We start from the raw sequence: 17,209 nt of genomic DNA on the forward strand, positions 1-17,209 counted from the left end.
TATCTGTAGACTTAGGGGTATTAAAACCTTGAATTTACGATAAACAAGTAAAAATTTAAAAGTGAGATACTCTGACAAAAATATCTTGATAAGGACAAAAATCCTATGACTCAAGGAACAAATACTGCAATTGAAGGTATTTATGAAGTCTGTATTGGCGTTCCAGATCCAATTTCAGCAATTCAATATTGGGAACAATTTGGCTATCGCATTGGGCAAGTGGCAGAATTAAATGCAGATGAAGCTTACCAATTATACAAGGTGAATTCCCCTTTAAAAGCGATTCGTCTTTATCACCAAGACGCAGATCATGGTTTAATTCGGCTGATGGTTTGGGAAAACCCGACAAATCAAGGATTGGGTATCGGTTCGATGAAAGTTAAGGGTAATCGTTGGGGTACTGCTTTAACTGCTGATTTGTTAGGAATTTTAAATCATGCAGAAAATGCCAAAGCCGCAGGTTCGACTATCAGGTATTCGCACCCTCACTGGGAAGTGATTTATGACAAAGAGAGAAAAAGCCGTCCTTTTATAGATGCTGCTATTGGGGTGCGAGAAATGATGTTGCTGCAACCATTGACGCGACAGGTGCTATTTCAACGTTTTGGCTATGTGATGCCCCATTATGGAAAAATCAATCACAATGGGGCTTTAGCCACTAGTCAGTTTACCCATATGGGGATGATTGTTCAGGATGATAGCAAAGAAACTCTGCGCTTTTATGAAGAAGTTTTGGGTTTATTGCGTGTGCGTGATGATGTAGAAACTACCTATGAATCTTCTTTAGTCGGTCGAGATTTGTTTGAACTTAATCCTGGGGAAAAGTTTATAGTTACGGCTTTTGATGATCCTCGTTCTTCCAAGTCTGATTTTATGGCAGCACGCAGTGGTAGACTTTACATCATTCGCTTTCCAGAGCATATCAGCTTAGAGTCGCGCTTTGAATCTGCCCAACCGGGAAGTTTGGGAATGTGCCTTTACACTTACCGCGTCAGGGGAATACATACCTATTTTGACCGAATTCGGGCGAGTAATGCCAAAAATTTGACAGATATTGTGAATAATGAATTTGGAGAATTGAGTTTTTCCTTTGTTGCACCGGATGGCTATTTCTGGACTTTGATGGAAAAAAATTAAATAATTCGTAATTCGTAATAATGCCTACGGCACGCTACGCGAACGTAATTCGTAAACAGGTTACAGGGAACAGGGAACAGGTTACAGGGAACAGGTTACAGGGAACAGGGAACAGGGAACAGGGAACAGGGAACAGGGAACAGGGAACAGGGAACAGGGACAGGTAATTCTTAATTTCCCCGCGTCACCGCGTCCCCGTGTCCCCGCGTCACCGCGTCACCGTGTCCCCGCGTCACCGCGTCACCGTGTCCCCGTGTCTCCGCGTCCCGACTTCCCCGCGTCACCGCGTCTCCGCGTCTCCGCGTCTCCGCGTCCCGACTTCCCTACCTCCCCACCTCCCCTAAAATCCCATTGCTTCAGCTACGGCTTTAACTTCTGCGTCAATACCCTGTTTAAATTGACTGTGACTGTGCTTAATTGCTGTATCTGGGTCTTTAAGACCGTTTCCGGTGAGGACACAAACTACTGTTGCACCTGTAGGAACTTGGTCTTTTACCTTTAATAACCCTGCCACAGAAGCCGCACTGGCAGGTTCACAAAATATACCTTCTGATGATGCTAGGAGTCTATAAGCATCAAGGATTTCTTCGTCTGTGACGGCGTTGAAGCTTCCCTGACTGGCTGATTGGGCGGCGATCGCTTTATCCCAACTAGCAGGATTACCAATTCTAATTGCTGTGGCTAAGGTTTCTGGATTTGCTACTGGTTTACCATTTACCAAGGGTGCAGCACCAGCAGCTTGAAAGCCCATCATTTTCGGTAAGCGATCGCATTTACCGATTTGATGATATTGACAAAATCCCATCCAATATGCTGTGATATTTCCCGCATTTCCCACAGGTATACATAACCAATCGGGAGCATTACCCAAAGCATCGACAACTTCAAATGCGCCTGTTTTCTGTCCTTCCAAGCGGTAGGGGTTGACAGAATTCACCAAGGTAATCGGATAACTATCTGCCATTTCCCGGACTATTTCCAACGCCCGGTCAAAATTGCCTTTAATTGCTAATACCTCAGCCCCATAGAGTAATGCTTGTGCTAACTTACCCAAAGCAACATAGCCGTCAGGAATCAACACAAAAGGTTTCATTCCCCCACGGCGAGCATAAGCTGCGGCTGCGGCAGAAGTGTTACCTGTACTAGCGCAAATTACCGCTTTAGCACCTGCTTCTTTAGCTTTGGTAATGGCCATGGTCATCCCCCGATCTTTGAAGCTACCGGTAGGGTTAAGACCATCATATTTAACAAATACCTTAACCTGTCTGCCAATGCGTTCTGCGATCGCTGGCACTGGTATCAAGGGCGTGTTACCTTCCAACAAGGTAACAACTGGAGTGCTTTCACTGACAGGCAAGTATTCACGATAGGCTTCTATCAGTCCAGGCCAGGGTTGGCGATGAGATTTAGCAACAGACAAGCTCAAAGTCACAGGATTCAAAACTTCTTAACTAGGGATTGAAGATGGGAAAATTGTCTTTTATCTTAGTGGTGTCAATAACTTTACCACGCTGATGGCGATCTTCAGCTGCCGCGTCTACAAATTGCATGATTCTTCTTTCAAACCTCTGCTGCTGTTGAGAACGCTGCCTTGTTGCTTGAATGTATAAACTATCAAAGCACAATAGATCATTGGTGGAACTGAGGCGCTATCATCGTAGTTTCTTATGACTTAACTGACAATCTATTAGATTATGTGATTAAAAGTATACAATGATTTAAGAAAGCTTAAGATAGCAATATTATAATATCTCAAATGGTGTGAGTTAAGTTTGCAAATGAGTATAACCATGTCCAATTTGTCATCCAGTGTTGCCAGTTGCGAATCTCATAGCGAATTAGTCAAGAAACTGACTAAGGCTTATTATCGAGACGACCAGCAAGAGAAGTTTATGGATTTACAAGCAGAAGTAGATTCTTTACTGCAACAGTTACAGAATCTCAAGAGCCAAAAGCTAGAATCTTGCAACCAGGAAGAATAAACTAAAAAATTTAGTGGCTATTCAAAGCGCTGATTAGTTTCCGACCAGCGCTTTAGAATGTATCTATCAGCACTTTCTACCAATAAAATTAGAGATTGGTCATTGGCAGGATGAGCGATCGCACTTAGAGCTTGCTGTGATTTTGGGCTAAAGTCATTATAGATAACCTTACCAGTATTCGAGAAAATCAGAGTCCGGGGACGTTTTTGAGCTTCTACATTTCCCCCCTTGATAGACGGTTTGATAGGCGCTGACTGATTCAATGATTCTATCGCTGCACCCGAAATAGTCAGAACTACGTCCAGATTACCGTCATTAGTGACATCAATCAGTTGTACAGGCCAATCACCCATTTTTACCTGCATCTCTGGGAATTTGGGAACAGCACCACTAAGGGGCATATCACCAGATTTTTGCCAAGAACGCCATGTATTTTCTAGCATTAACTGGACTAATTGGGGATTTTGTTGATAGAGTTCTTGGACAGTAATAGGAGATGGTTGTACCCATTCTAAGGCTGCCGGCGTGAGAGCTAAAGGTTTGGGTTGAAGAGAATTATTTTGAGTTTGAGGAATAGCCACACCAGCAGCTAAAAGCCGTAAAACACCATTCCGAAGTTGTACTGCTTTAATAGTCGCAGGACTAATTTGCTGTTCTCCATCCTGTAACCACACAATTATTTGGATAGTAGGATCAGTACTAATTCCCAATAGGTTTGCCCAAAATTGGCTAGACTGAGATTTTGGTGGGTTTAAATTAGTAAACGGGTAACTCAGCCAACTAGCAAGGTGATGAAATGCACTTACATTTATCTCATACCATACCTGGTTATCCGTAATCTTTAAATCTGCTGTTCCCGGTATCAGTACCCAATCAGCATCATTAACTAGGCTAATTTGTTGTACCCCACCAATAATTTGACTGATATGAGTAGTTGTCACCTCATAATTGAGTTTTGCTAATAAATCTTGAAAATAGGTGAGATTTTCCTGATTGATGCTTGGTTGTTCCTGTAACCAAGAAGTAGCACGTTGTTCTCCCCGTTGTACGGCTAACATCAAATATGCCCAAGCCAATACAGATTGTCTATTAGGGTTGAGTCGCAACGCTACAGCTGTACGATTCCATAAACTACCTCTATCTGTTTTCAGCAAGGTAGCAATTTCTTGGGCATTTTGAGAAGATGCTGTAAATAGCTGTAAAGCTTTCTCCCAGCGACCATCAATTAAATCTGTCAATACTTGCTGACTGGGACTAGCCCAAATTTTATCAGCTTGGCTTTTGGTGAATTGGGAATGAAGGCGAATTAAATCGATTTGCGCCTGTACAGCCGCTGGAAAAGGTTTTTTACGATTTTTCTGGAGAGATGTCAACCAAGCCAACGCCGGAGACCACATTCCATTTCGGGCTAATAATAGGGATTTTTGATAGCCAAAGTCCTCAAATACTGATTTAAGGTTAATTTCTTCCAGCACCACAGAATTAGGGACTAAATCGCCAGCTTTGATTTGGTAAACTTGCAGATGGGGTTCTAAACCTACAGTCTGGTCGATAACTAACTCTTTTGCGGTACTACCAGTTACTTGCTCCCATTTAGGTAGTTGCCCATTGGGGTTTTTCCAAGATAACATTGGCTGTAAGCTTCTATTGCCAGGATTGTAGTAATAAATTTGACCGTAGACGATAGAACTATCTTCTTGTTTGTATTCCCCCCGCAGATTAAACCAGAATCCTGGTAAGGATGTAGAGTTTTCAAAAGCTTTTATCTCAGTGAAAAATAAGTTCTTTTTTCCCTCTTGATTGTTGGTATCTGATGCAATTTCGCCAAAAGGGGATTTCACAAAGAATTCTGTCAGACCAGTCACAGACATTTGCGTGACTAGATTGTAGTATTTTTCTGGATGCAATTGGAATTCTAAGGACTTGGAGCGCTGATAAACCCTCAATTCTACTAGTTCTTGACAATTAGACTGACAATTAGCACGTTTTTGGAAGATTGGTAGTAGAAATGACTTCTGTTGCTGATCATCTAAATATATAATTTCCCCAGCTATGCGGTTTTTTTGACTTAAGCTAAGTTGAATTGCTGGGAGAGTTTGGGGGCGATCGCTCTGACTCAGTGGAAGTTGCGCCCATTCTGGTAAAATTTCATTTAGCCAGCTAACCTGTTCTGGGTTGAAAATGAAGAGAATACTAATCCAGCCAAAAGCTATGATGACACCAGTACTACTTAATAAAATCATCAGCGCTACGGTTGACAACAGCCAACTGTGCCATTTAGGCTCTTTTTTAGGTCTTTTAGCGCTCTTCTTCATCGCACCTGTACGAGGCTGATTGATTCGAGCAAGTTTTTGCGTCAGCTTCCGCGAGTGCTTTCCCATCTTAGTTTTCAGTCACCCTAGATAATCTTTTGGGCTGGGTATTTTGTCTTTTATACCCTGACTTTGCAAAGTTGCCCATAATTGTTAAGTTTAAATTTTTACATTTTACCAAAAAGCTTAATTATCTAGGACTTAGGCACTGTATAAACCTGTCATGATCTAAATGAACGAAATTAAGCATAGGGAAATCAGTAATGTTGGTCGGTGTTAGCGAAGCGGCACGAAGTGCGGAATGATATCATGTCCAGTTGAATACTTTATGACTTACGCATTGACAAGATTCCTCAAATATGTAATATGAATTATATTTCTTGTAGGGTGCGTCAGACACGATATTTTCACAAAAAACAGATTCTCTCTATCTGACGCACCTTACTCAATAAGTTATTCCCAAAGGCGAAAACGACGCAATTTCGTTCATTCACATCATGGCAGATTCGTACAGTGCGTAAGTCCTATACTTATCATTTAGACTGACGCTCAAGACACGGGGACGCGGAGAATTTTTTTTGATAAGTGATTAGGCGGACATGATATGAATATTTCTTGGTTTTTTCCAAACAAATATTTGATATAATTTTAACAAGTAAATGTAATCCAATTAAATGCTGAAAAGCAGCCTATTAAAATAAAAGCTAATTGTTTGGCTCAACCAAAGAACGGTGGGCGCAGGGTTTTAAAGCTCAGTCAACGTCTTCATAGAAGAGTCACGCTCGTTGCCCACACTTACCCGTTCGCGTCAGTGTGCCTATAGCTTGCGTGGCGACGCAGGAGCCTTGGGAGTGTGTGGAGTATATCACGAGTTATCTAAATATAAAAAAGGTTTGGTTAGCCACCAAACCTTCATATAAATCCAGTGCATAACAACATCCCAACCTAATTTAACCTGTCTGGTTTTATTGAAGCATCTTCCTATGGGATGTGTACAAATATCTTGAAAGCTGATAATGTGCTATACCTTAACAGTTAAGAAAATTCCGGGAAGAAAACTTTGTTCTGTTTCTGTTTTTACCCTGCAAAAATGCCTACTTTATGGTTAAGGTCGTAAATGTAAAACTATTGATAATTTCCATACTTGTTGATTTTTACTGTTAATAGAAAACGGGAAACAATTTTTAACTTTCAACAAGTTATGACAATACACAGGGCGGTTAGGACACCAAAAGACTTTTCAGACTCTTACCTGCTATATAACTGTGATTAGTAGGTATTTGGCATTTTTGCACTTATCTATCACAGTAGCTTGATATATTGCAGAAATTACCAAGATGTTTTTAAATTTTATACTACAGACACAGTAAAGTCCGTCTTTATTTGTTTATTTTTGGGGATTTGGCAATTTGGCAGAAAATGATAAAATACCTATGTTATCCTAAGTAAAATGCTTAGGATTAATAATGAATAAAGACAATTAGCACGATCTAAATCGATGTTATTTTTGTTGATTTCATTTGCTATCCTGACAACCTATTGAATCTTAAATTTGTTATTTTTGTTTCTTATTCCAAGGTGTATTACCACTTTCAAGCTATTAGTACGGACGGGTATTTATCCCGTCCTTTATTTTTGGCAAATGCAAGGAATAGAAAAACTAAATCGATACATTCCTAACTTCTGCTATGTATGCGCGACTTATTAAACTAAAGCTGCGGTATCTTTTAGAGCAAAAATTTTCTCAATGATATCTTCTACAACTTTATCAGGTGTAGAAGCACCAGAGGTTATACCCACGACTATTTCTCCTGTTGGTAACCAGTTTTCTGTTGTTACCAAATCTCCTGTTAATTGCCGATGTTCAATGGACTTACCAGATTTAATCCGCTCAACACAATCAATGTGATAAGAAGGAATACTGCGATCAAAAGCAATTTGTTGTAATTGAGTAGTATTTGATGAATTAAACCCACCAATTACGACCATTAAATCTAGATTATCTTCCACTAATTCTAACATCGCATCTTGACGTTCTTGGGTAGCATCGCAGATGGTATTAAAGTTTTGGAAATGCAGATTTAATGCTGTTGGTCCATATTTCTGCATCATGGTTCTCTCAAAGATTTTACCAATTTTCTCGGTGTCACCTTTAAGCATGGTAGTTTGGTTAGCAATACCCACTTTTTCTAAATCTTTGTCAGGATCAAATCCAGCGGAACAAGCTTTAGCAAATTTCGCTAAAAATTCTTCTCGGTTGCCACCATTAAGAATATAGTTAGTTACATATTCTGCTTCTTGTAAATTCAATACAATCAGGTATTTCCCAGCAAAGGAACTAGTAGCAACGGTTTCCTCGTGCTTATATTTACCATGAATAATGGAAGTGTATTCGCCTTTTTTGTGTTTTTCAACGGTATTCCAAACTTTAGAAACCCACGGACAAGTAGTATCAACTATTTTGCAGCCTTTATCATGCAAAATTTGCATTTCTTGAACGCTGGCACCAAAAGCTGGTAGGATTACCACATCACCTTGATCAACAATAGAAAAGTCCTTTGTATTAGCTTCAACAGGGATAAATTGTACTTCCATTTCCTGCATTCGCTGATTCACAGAGGGATTGTGAATAATTTCATTGGTAATCCAAATGCGTTCTGTGGGGAAGTGCTGACGAGTTTCATAGGCCATGGCGACTGCACGTTCTACACCCCAGCAAAAGCCAAAAGCTTGTGCTAGTCGGATGGTAACATTACCTCTTTGGAGAGTGTAGTTGCGATCGCGTATTTGCTGAATCAAGTTGCTTTGATACTCGGACTGCAACTGGGTAGCTACTTCGGCTTGATGACCAAACCCTTTGCGGTTGTAATTTTCTGAATGTTGTAGGCTACGTTTAAAAGCTTTGGTATCCATTTAGGTTTTGCCACTAAAATCACTTTTTCTTATTTTCTCGTGCCAAGGGGCGATTTAGATGGATAAATCAGTTATCTATTAAAAAAACTCCCCGTCTCCCAATCTCCCAATCTCCCAATCTCCCAATCTCCCAATCTCCCCATCTCCCCATCTCCCCATCTCACCGTCTCCCCGCGTCCCCGCGTCCCCGTGTCTCCGCGTCCCCGCGTCCCCGCGTCCCCGTGTCTCCCCATCTCCGCGTCCCCGTGTCTCCCAATCTCCCCATCTCCGCGTCCCCGCGTCCCCGCGTCTTCCCTATTAAATCCTCTCTCGACTAGTCCCTAGCTGGTTTTCTTGACGTTGGGGTGCTAATTGCTTGTTGTTATAAATCTGCAATGCAGTTCGCCAGACTAGATAGCCTTGAGGATTGAGATGTAAACCATCAGTAGTCAATTCCTGGTTGAGATTACCTTGCTTATTGGTGAACAAGGGATGTAAATCCAGATATTTGACATCTTGTCTAGTTGCTATTTTTTGTATTTCTTCATTTAATTGGCGAATGCGACTATTGGGAATAGCGAGTAATTTCGCCTTTCCTTCCCATGTTGCTTCCTCTCCCCCATGAGGTAATATTGATTGGACAAAGATTTGCGATTGGCGGTGATTCCTTCGCAAATAACGGAGAATTTGCCGCTGATTGGCTAAAATTTCCTGATCACTTACGCCTCGAATGAGGTCATTAATACCAATCATTACTAAAATTGTCTCTGGCTGAGTCTGGTCAAATAAATCTAATCTTTTTAATAGTCCATCGCTAGTTTCACCGGATATAGCCTGATTTAGCCAAGTTCTATCTTCTGGTAATAACTCCGGTGGAAACCACAAACTCAGAGAATCTCCAGCCATTATAGTTAAATGCTGAGGAGACTTAGCAGCCGCTACTGTTGCTTCTTGTTTGAGGACATCTAACCATTGTCGATAGTTAAGTTTATGGCGAGGGCCTAACTCCGATACTACAGGTCGGTTTATATTGTTGAGGTTGACTGGTGCTGGAGAAGTTGTGGTTGCAAACGCAGTGGTCAATTGCTGCTGTCGCCAAATCAGCAGGATGACGGACAACATCAAGATACCATTGGTGATCAGTAAGAAAAATCCCCAGACAGGAAATGTTTTTACAGGAGTGGACACGACTAAAAAATTAAAAATAAAAAAATCAAAATGACTTCTGTCGTCAGTCTGATGGCGAGTAAGTTAAATGTACATCAGGCTAACAAACTTTAGCAATTTTGATTCATGGGAGTTTCCCGGTAGGTTAGGAAAATCTCTTTAATTTACAATGTCTTCACCAAATTGAAAACAGCCTTGATTAGTAGCGATCGCTTGACAATCAAGACAGTCGCTACAGAAAACATGAATCTTCGCATCTACTCGTCTGTGTATTCCTAATCTTAGGACTAGGAAAGATTTATGCGATCGCCAAACTCGGAGTTATAACCTTCTTCTCCGTGTTCGTTAATATCCAAACCTTGATTTTCTGTTTCTTCCTTCACACGCAGTCCGATTGTAGAATCAATAAATTTGAGGATCAGCCATGTGCCAACAGCGGCGATGATATAGGCTATGGCGATCGCTCCTAGTTCTACGAATAATTCCCCGAAGTTACCACGCAATACACCTTCTTTCCCACCGGAGTTGACTTCAGTGGTGGCGAAAAAGGCGGTTAAAATTGCCCCCAATGTTCCCCCAACACCATGTACAGGATAGGTATCTAAGGCATCATCAATATTAAGCTTGTGCTTGAAACTCACCGCATAAAAGCAAACAAGGGCGGTCATAAGCCCAATCAAAATAGCTGACAAGGGTGTGACAAATCCTGCGGCTGGAGTAATCCCTACCAAACCAGCTACTGCACCTGTGGCTGCACCAACAGCGGTGGGTTTACCTCTGAGAGTGGCTTCTAAAATTAGCCACATCAACGCACCAGCAGCGGCAGATGTATTTGTAGCGACAAAGGCGACTGTGGCGACACTACCTGCAGATAAGGCGCTACCAGCATTAAAACCAAACCAGCCAAACCAAAGTAAGCCAGCACCTAATAAAATAAAGGGGACATTATGGGGTGGACTCAGACGATCTGGGTGGTTTTTCCGAGGTCCGAGGACGATGGCGGCGACGAGTGCAGAAACTCCAGAACTAATATGTACGACTGTGCCACCAGCAAAGTCAAGAGCGCCTAATCCACCATATAAACTCAAGAATCCACCTTTAGCCCAAACCATGTGCGCTAGGGGTGTGTAGATAAAGGTTGACCACAATAGCACAAATAAGCAATAGGCTCGAAAACTCATCCGTTCAGCGATCGCCCCGGAAATTAAAGCTGGGGTGATAATTGCAAACATGGCTTGATAGATCATGTAGGCTTGATGAGGTATTGTTCCGGCATAGGAAACAACTTCCGCAGGGGCTGAACCTTCTAGATAACCTGTGGTTTCTAAACCAACACCGTTTAAACCTAACCACTGTAAGCCACCGATGAAGGGCAAACCAGGGGCAAAGGAGAGGCTATAACCCCAAAGAACCCAGGTGACTCCGACAATGGCCATCAAGACAAAACTCATCATTAAGGTGTTGAGGATATTGCGCGATCGCACAAACCCACCATAAAAAAAAGCCAAGCCTGGTGTCATCAGCATTACTAGTGCTGAGGAAATCAGCATAAATGCTGTGTCTCCAGTATCAGGAGCAGGGGGAGTGGCTGTTCCTTGGGCTAATGCACTACCCAGCAGTGGGAATGCTAACAAAAATCCGGTCAAAACCCCAATCATTACAAATTTCTTCAGCACTTTTTTTGTTCCTATGCACCAATCACTGGACGTTACTTAAATAGCTTCCGTAATCTTGGATACGACTTCTGTCTTAAAAGTTACTCCACTTCCAGTTTTCGGAAAACCTTAACAAAAAAATAATCTTGATTTTATCTACTAATTGCACAACTAATTATTTAGTTATGTATTATTTACATAATTTAATATTAAAAATTACATTGATGGTGACTGGGGACGCGGGGACGTGGGGACACGGTGACGCAGGGACACGGGGACGCGGGGACGCGGTGACACGGGGACGCGGAGACACGGGGAAAATTAAGAATTACCTGTCACCTGTTCCCTGTCACCTGTTCCCTGTCACCTGTCACCTATTCCCTGTTCCCTGTCACCTGTTCCCTGTCACCTGTTCCCTGTCACCTGTTCCCTGTCACCTGTTCCCTGTTCCCTATTCCCTATTCCCTATTCCCTGTTTACGAATTACGAATTACTAATGATTTTAAATCTTGAAGAACAGCCGTAGCAGATTGATAGCGATCGCTAAAATGGTAGCAAACCATCTGATCTAAAATAGTCGCTAATTCAGTACTGACTGTCACTGTTGACCGCCACATAATATTACCAGTTTCTGGATTTGGCTGAAGTTGCTGCGCTGGTATACCAGTAATAGCTTGAATCCCAATCATTCCCAAAGCATAAATATCACTACATAAACGAGGATGTCCCGCAAACTGTTCTGGAGGAGAATAACCCCTTGTCCCAATAGCTACGGTGGCTAATTCTGTTTCCTCTGCTTGACGTGGTTGAATCAACTTTACTGCCCCAAAATCTATTAATACCAGTCGATTATCTTCAGTACATCTAATAATATTAGTTGGTTTAATATCTCGATGAATGACACGGCGTTGATGTATAAATACTAAAATTTCTAAAATTTCTTTGAGCATCGCAATCACAAATGCTTCACTCTTTACCCCTTGTTCTGGTGGTAATTCTGCATTTAAAGTATGACCGGCAATATATTCTTGCACCAAGTAAAATTCTTGATTATCTTCAAAGTAAGCAAATAGTTCAGGAATGTGACGATGTTTGCCCAAAACTTCTAAAATTTCCGCTTCAGTATTAAATAACCTCCGGGCAATTTGCAAAAACTTTGTATCATTACGGGCTGGCATTAACTGTTTAACTACACAGATAGGATTACCAGGTCGTTGTGTATCTTCTGCTAAATAAGTGCGACCAAATCCACCAGCACCAAGGATTTTGGAAATTTTGTAACGTCCACCTAAAACAAACCCACCATGATTAACTGTGGAGATTTCAGATAACCAATTTAGTTGAGAGCCTAGGGATGGAATAAATGTTGTTTGATCAAATAGTAAACTTAATTGTGCGATCGCTTCTTGTTGTTTTTCCACTTGCAGAATAATCGCTTGGTTTTCTTGCTGAGTTCGGTAAGTAATGTAACCCATAACAGCAAAACCACTGATGATTAAAGCCAAAGCAGGTGACAAAAGTGGTATCCATATTGCTTGCAGATAAAAAGCAGCAACAATTCCTAGCAACCCAAATAAAACAACAACTTCTACTACTAATAACAGCAAAGGATGTCGCCATTGCCATGCTAAAGCACCACCTAGCAACGAACAAGCCCAAATCCACAAAAATTCACCCCAGTCAGGCCAATAGGAGATTAGAGGTCGTCCATCTAGTACTGTACTCAGAATTTGACTTGCTATTTGTGCATGAATAAAAACACGAGGCATTCTTGGAGATTGGTCTGATAAAGCACTATAGGGTGTATAAAAACCAGAATGCAAAGAACTGGCTGTAGTCCCGATAATGACCAAACGATCCTTAACCCAATTAGGGTTTACTTCACCTCTAAGAACCTGCATCAAAGTGACTTGTTGGGCGAGGTGATTTGGATGCCGATAATTTAACAGGATTTGATAACCATAAGCATCTGTTTGCTGATAACTGCCCGCATTAGGATCTAGACGGGGAAATAAAGTTTCACCTATTTTAAATTCTCCATTTTCAGTAAAATCATATTCGATACCTTGTTTTTGCAAATAAGTAATAGCTAATAAAGCAGCAAAAGAAAATCGCGTTTGACATTTATTATCTGTATTTGTAACATCAGTAAATAATAAACTGCGGCGCAGGATTTGGTCAGTAGAATTATCAGTAATTACATCATCAAAGCCGATATTATCCATAGGAAAATTGCTAGGTGGTGTAACTTCTGATCTACCCATATTGCTTAACAAGCAAGTAGTGATAATGTTATTTTGATGTTGTAGATGAGTTGCTAAGTTGTTGTGATTTGGTAGGTAAATATTTAAACCAATAACACTGGGGTGATAAGATTCTAGTTTTGCTAATAATTTGTTGATAGTTTGATCTGATAATGGCCATTTCTCCTGGATCAGATCATCCTGAGTAATTGTGACTAATAAAATTCGCCGATCAAGTGGTTCTTCAGGACGGGACTTTTGGGAGAAACTAGGCGATCGCAACATCTGGTCATAAATACTTAACTCTCCAGCTTGTAACCATTTCAGTTCACGCATTCCCCAGACTAAAGCAGTCACTCCCGCACTACTCAGAAGAATGAGCCACAAGTAATTGTGGATACTAAAAGTCAAAGGAGAACCCTGATCTTTGATGATAAATGCACGGAATTTTGCTAAAAGTCCATTAATCACGGTAATGCTGCGGTAGCCTGATGTGGTAGATGTTGCACAACTGAAATTTACAACGATTTTCAAATCAATAGACGTTTCTGATACCGACTATTTCTTTCCCTGTTAGATAAAGAGAGTAAATTTCGTTTTTGTAGTCTATTAAAATCAAAAATGCTGTAATACCAATTTTATGTGAGACTGCCCTTTATTTACGTAGGGGAAATTCAGGTATTGCCCCACACCCTTATATTTTTACATAACTACTATAGGGCTAATATTTGATTTTTGAAATACACGTAGGGTGTGTAAAGCTCTTGCGGGCATGGCTACGCTTAGAGCGAAGCGTAACGCACCTTCCTCAAAGCCTTTGGTGCGTTACGGCTTACGCCTAACACACCCTACATATACCTAGATTTTTTCAGAAATCAAATATGATTACTATACGTAGCAATTTATTCTTGTGGAGTTTTTTGAACCTCTACAGCAGAAGTCAGCATAGACAAATCTATTGGAGTTGATTGGGAGGATGCCTCTAACTTAAGTAGTTCAGGGGTTAGTTCAGGTGATATTTCGACCTTGACACTTCCATCATGGGAACCGAAAAATTTATCGTAATTGGAAGCCACAGCTAAAAATGCTCCTCCTAAAATACAAATAGGTAAAGGCAAAGACAATCCTTTCACCCAATCAAAGAATTCTGCCAAAGCGAATAACACAAAAAAACAGGCAAGCCAGACCCTCATCTTTTCATCCCCTATATGGAAATAACTATGAAATAACTATATTTATAGGTTAAACACCTGGCATGATAATCGATGTACGCCACAATCACAAATTTTTAGCTTAAAAAGTAGAAGCCTCTCACCTGGAGTTTAGACTAAATCGGTAATTTTCGACTGAAGCGACATCTGTTTTGGAAGTGAATGACCCAAAATTAGGACTTGTTCCTGTGAGCTTGTGGAAAGATTTACACTTCCGTAAAGCTGCGACGGGAGCAACGCGATTTTGTGAAAATTCTGCGTTCAAGGCAGGAGGCAGGAGGCAGGGGGCAGGAGGTGTATAATGATGTAATTTCTCCCAACTTCCTACTTCAAACTTTTTGCGTCATGAGTTACAGAGAACAATTTATTTGGCAGCGTGGTGTCAAGCTTGCCATTAACTGCTACCGACTTACCGAAAAATTCCCAAAATCTGAACTTTACGGATTAACTAGCCAGATTAGACGCTCGGCAGTTTCCGTGCCATCAAATATAGCTGAAGGTTATGGAAGACGGACGCAGAACGAATATATTCAATTTTTACACATTGCTTTAGGTTCGCTTCGAGAACTTGATACTCAATTGATTATTTCTAAGGAAGTCGGATTAGCATCGCCTGAACTATTTACTCCTGTTTTGGAAGAAGTCGATAGGTTTCAAGGAATTTTAGTATCAAGCATTCAAAAGATTAAGTCTTAAAACTCTTCTATCTCTTGCCTCCTGCCTCCTGCCTCCTGCCCTCTGTCTCCTGCCTCACCTCACAAAATCGCATCGCTCCCAGCTGCGACACGCCCAATGTTACTCATTAGGATTGAAGGAATCACCAACACCACAGATTATTTTTTGCAGCACAAGCGCATTATTCCTCGTATCTATAGTAGTATACTTAATTACATGATATAACTAAATCCTGTGTCATAAGTCTATGGACGAGCGAAACCTCTACCTGCAATCACTCATTCGAGAGGCTTGCAACCACCCACCAACTAGCGCACAGCGTAGTAAAGCTATCAACCGTTTGCTGAGATATGTCGAGAATTTAAAGCGTACCGAGAATAGAGGAAATGATATTTACGAAGAAGCTCTATATAAAACTATGTTTAATTTGAGTAAGACAGTTTGCGAGAAATATGATCCTCATCGAGGTTCATTCTTGACTTGGTTTAATATATGCCTTCGTAATCAGTATAGAGATGAACTTCGGGCTGCTAAACGCGATCGCAGACAGTCTGTATGGCAAAATGATCAAGCTGAACTAGACCCTTTAGATCAAGTTGCTTCTCCGGTAGATGCTACATTGCTACTCGATACTTGGGAATCATTGGTTCAATGGATTAAAGACGATCCTGATAATCTTCTGAAGACTTGCCACATTAGAAATAACCCACAAGTCAACTGTCAATTGCTTGCATACTTAAAACTTGTTAGTGGTAAAGAAGAAAAAGACATTGCTACAGAATTTGGCTTATCACGCGGTGCAATTTCGTCTCATTGGACAAGAAAATGTAAATCCTTAATGCGACAGTGGTTAGACAAAAATCAGAGGCTGTTTGGAGAAGATAACTATGAACGATAAGTTAAGTGTGTTACGAGAACTGGCAATTCCCTTCCCAATTCCGCCATCGTTTCGCCGCCAAGCCAGAGTCTACGCATCACAGTATTTCACTCCCGCAGTCCAAGAAAGAGTCTATTTGAATACCTTAGCTGTATTCGTAGCTGATGCTTACTCGCGTCTGCTTGGTTTTGAGACTAATCTTGGCAAACCAGAAAGATGGAATGTGGTTAATCGTCTATGGAGCGAAGCTAACGAGCTAGAATTACTTGGATTGGGCAATTTGGAGTGTTGTGTAATTGCTACAGGACAAGAGAGTATTACTATCCCATCAGAAAGTTTGAGTGATACCAATAGTATCTGCATTGGCTATTTATTTGTAGAAATCGCTAGTTCACAAACAGCCGCAACGCTAATTGGTTTTTTGTCTGCTGTGCATCCCGAAATTACAGATGTAGAAGTGGCAATCACTGATTTACAGTCTATGGATGACCTAGCCGATTACTTGGCGCAAGCACAAACAACCCAAACGAATGACCTGACGCGAGAGTTTACAAAACGAAAAATTACTTACTTGAGAAACTGGTTAAATAACATTTATACAGCAGATTGGCAACCCTCAATGCGGGATCTGCGAGGTGCTACCTGCAAGAAAAAACTCTATTTGGCAGGGCAACTATTTAATCTGCAACTTTCTGTTTCTCAAAGTGAAGATGAATTGATGTTAGTAAGAGTGATTGTTCAAGGTGAAAATGCTTATTTGCCTGGAGGAATGCAGGTCAGTGTACCGGACGAATCTGAGATTTATACTGAGACAGTAAATGAGGCTGCTGACCTGATTTATATCCCTCTAGAATTAGTTTCTGGGGAAGAATTTTGGGTAGAGTTACGGTTAGGAGAAGACAGCATTAGAGAATATTTTATCGCTTGAAAAGAGTTGATAATGATTAGTAATTAAAGTGTCTTATAACAAATTATTTAACGTTAGAAATTTCGACTATAATAAGACTGTATTTACCTCTTGTGAATAGTAATTATACCAATTTCATGTAAAGATGCAT

Annotated in this window: 12 protein-coding genes; 5 read left to right on the forward strand and 7 right to left on the reverse strand. The window is 40.9% G+C overall.

The genetic code is table 11. The annotated features are described in order from the left end of the window. Nucleotides 1-105 precede the first annotated feature (105 nt). Nucleotides 106-1,137 carry a hypothetical protein gene (locus ANA7108_RS0103230; protein WP_016949327.1) on the forward strand — a complete coding sequence of 344 codons (1,032 nt, stop codon included), beginning with the start codon at nt 106-108 and terminating at the stop codon, nt 1,135-1,137. 340 nt (nt 1,138-1,477) lie between these two features. On the opposite strand, the gene thrC is transcribed toward ANA7108_RS0103230, so the two are convergent. Next, nucleotides 1,478-2,569, reverse strand: coding sequence for a threonine synthase (gene thrC, locus ANA7108_RS0103235; protein ID WP_016949328.1), 1,092 nt, complete (start codon nt 2,567-2,569; stop codon nt 1,478-1,480). Between the two features lie 358 nt (nt 2,570-2,927). Between thrC and ANA7108_RS0103245 the strand changes: the two genes are divergently transcribed. Continuing rightward, nucleotides 2,928-3,119, forward strand: a complete 192-nt coding sequence (locus tag ANA7108_RS0103245; RefSeq protein ID WP_016949330.1) for a hypothetical protein — start codon at nt 2,928-2,930, stop codon at nt 3,117-3,119. 17 nt (nt 3,120-3,136) lie between these two features. Here ANA7108_RS0103245 and ANA7108_RS0103250 read toward each other — a convergent pair whose 3' ends face one another. The 6 genes from ANA7108_RS0103250 to ANA7108_RS0103285 form a co-directional block, all read right to left on the reverse strand. Further along, entirely contained in the window at nt 3,137-5,500 is a 2,364-nt protein-coding gene (locus tag ANA7108_RS0103250) for a hypothetical protein (RefSeq protein ID WP_016949331.1), read from the reverse strand. A 1,635-nt stretch (nt 5,501-7,135) separates the two neighbouring features. Continuing rightward, nucleotides 7,136-8,344, reverse strand: a complete 1,209-nt coding sequence (locus tag ANA7108_RS0103255; protein WP_016949332.1) for a 4-hydroxy-3-methylbut-2-enyl diphosphate reductase — start codon at nt 8,342-8,344, stop codon at nt 7,136-7,138. 297 nt (nt 8,345-8,641) lie between these two features. After that, the gene (locus tag ANA7108_RS0103270) at nt 8,642-9,511 is read right to left on the reverse strand and encodes an SGNH/GDSL hydrolase family protein (RefSeq protein WP_084776860.1); all 870 of its coding nucleotides are present in this window, start codon (nt 9,509-9,511) and stop codon (nt 8,642-8,644) included. Nucleotides 9,512-9,777: 266 nt separating this feature from the next. Next, on the reverse strand, nt 9,778-11,166 hold the full coding sequence (locus ANA7108_RS0103275; RefSeq protein ID WP_026103961.1) for an ammonium transporter: 1,389 nt from the start codon (nt 11,164-11,166) through the stop codon (nt 9,778-9,780). Nucleotides 11,167-11,621: 455 nt separating this feature from the next. Beyond that, nucleotides 11,622-13,859, reverse strand: coding sequence for a CHASE2 domain-containing protein (locus ANA7108_RS0103280; protein ID WP_016949336.1), 2,238 nt, complete (start codon nt 13,857-13,859; stop codon nt 11,622-11,624). Between the two features lie 431 nt (nt 13,860-14,290). Continuing rightward, entirely contained in the window at nt 14,291-14,581 is a 291-nt protein-coding gene (locus ANA7108_RS0103285) for a hypothetical protein (protein WP_016949337.1), read from the reverse strand. Nucleotides 14,582-14,944: 363 nt separating this feature from the next. Here ANA7108_RS0103285 and ANA7108_RS0103290 point away from each other — a divergent pair, with 363 nt between their 5' ends. From ANA7108_RS0103290 to ANA7108_RS0103300, 3 genes are all read left to right on the forward strand, one after another. Next, nucleotides 14,945-15,295 (forward strand): four helix bundle protein, encoded by a 351-nt coding sequence (locus tag ANA7108_RS0103290; RefSeq protein ID WP_026103962.1) that lies wholly within the window; start codon nt 14,945-14,947, stop codon nt 15,293-15,295. Nucleotides 15,296-15,521: 226 nt separating this feature from the next. Then, nucleotides 15,522-16,172, forward strand: coding sequence for an RNA polymerase sigma factor (locus tag ANA7108_RS0103295; RefSeq protein WP_016949339.1), 651 nt, complete (start codon nt 15,522-15,524; stop codon nt 16,170-16,172). Next, nucleotides 16,162-17,079: a DUF1822 family protein gene (locus ANA7108_RS0103300; RefSeq protein WP_016949340.1), complete on the forward strand. Its 918-nt coding sequence runs from the start codon at nt 16,162-16,164 to the stop codon at nt 17,077-17,079. The genes ANA7108_RS0103295 and ANA7108_RS0103300 overlap by 11 nt, the downstream gene beginning before the upstream one ends. Nucleotides 17,080-17,209 lie beyond the last annotated feature (130 nt).

The sequence above is a fragment of the Anabaena sp. PCC 7108 genome, assembly GCF_000332135.1.
GTDB lineage: Bacteria > Cyanobacteriota > Cyanobacteriia > Cyanobacteriales > Nostocaceae > Anabaena.

Bases quoted from the DNA above. Each gene is read 5' to 3' on its own strand.
- ANA7108_RS0103295 (WP_016949339.1), top strand. From the start codon at position 15,522: ATGGACGAGCGAAACCTCTACCTGCAATCACTCATTCGAGAGGCTTGC.
- ANA7108_RS0103250 (WP_016949331.1), bottom strand. From the start codon at position 5,500: ATGGGAAAGCACTCGCGGAAGCTGACGCAAAAACTTGCTCGAATCAAT.
- ANA7108_RS0103285 (WP_016949337.1), bottom strand. From the start codon at position 14,581: ATGAGGGTCTGGCTTGCCTGTTTTTTTGTGTTATTCGCTTTGGCAGAA.
- ANA7108_RS0103245 (WP_016949330.1), top strand. From the start codon at position 2,928: ATGTCCAATTTGTCATCCAGTGTTGCCAGTTGCGAATCTCATAGCGAA.
- ANA7108_RS0103290 (WP_026103962.1), top strand. From the start codon at position 14,945: ATGAGTTACAGAGAACAATTTATTTGGCAGCGTGGTGTCAAGCTTGCC.
- ANA7108_RS0103255 (WP_016949332.1), bottom strand. From the start codon at position 8,344: ATGGATACCAAAGCTTTTAAACGTAGCCTACAACATTCAGAAAATTAC.
- ANA7108_RS0103300 (WP_016949340.1), top strand. From the start codon at position 16,162: ATGAACGATAAGTTAAGTGTGTTACGAGAACTGGCAATTCCCTTCCCA.
- ANA7108_RS0103230 (WP_016949327.1), top strand. From the start codon at position 106: ATGACTCAAGGAACAAATACTGCAATTGAAGGTATTTATGAAGTCTGT.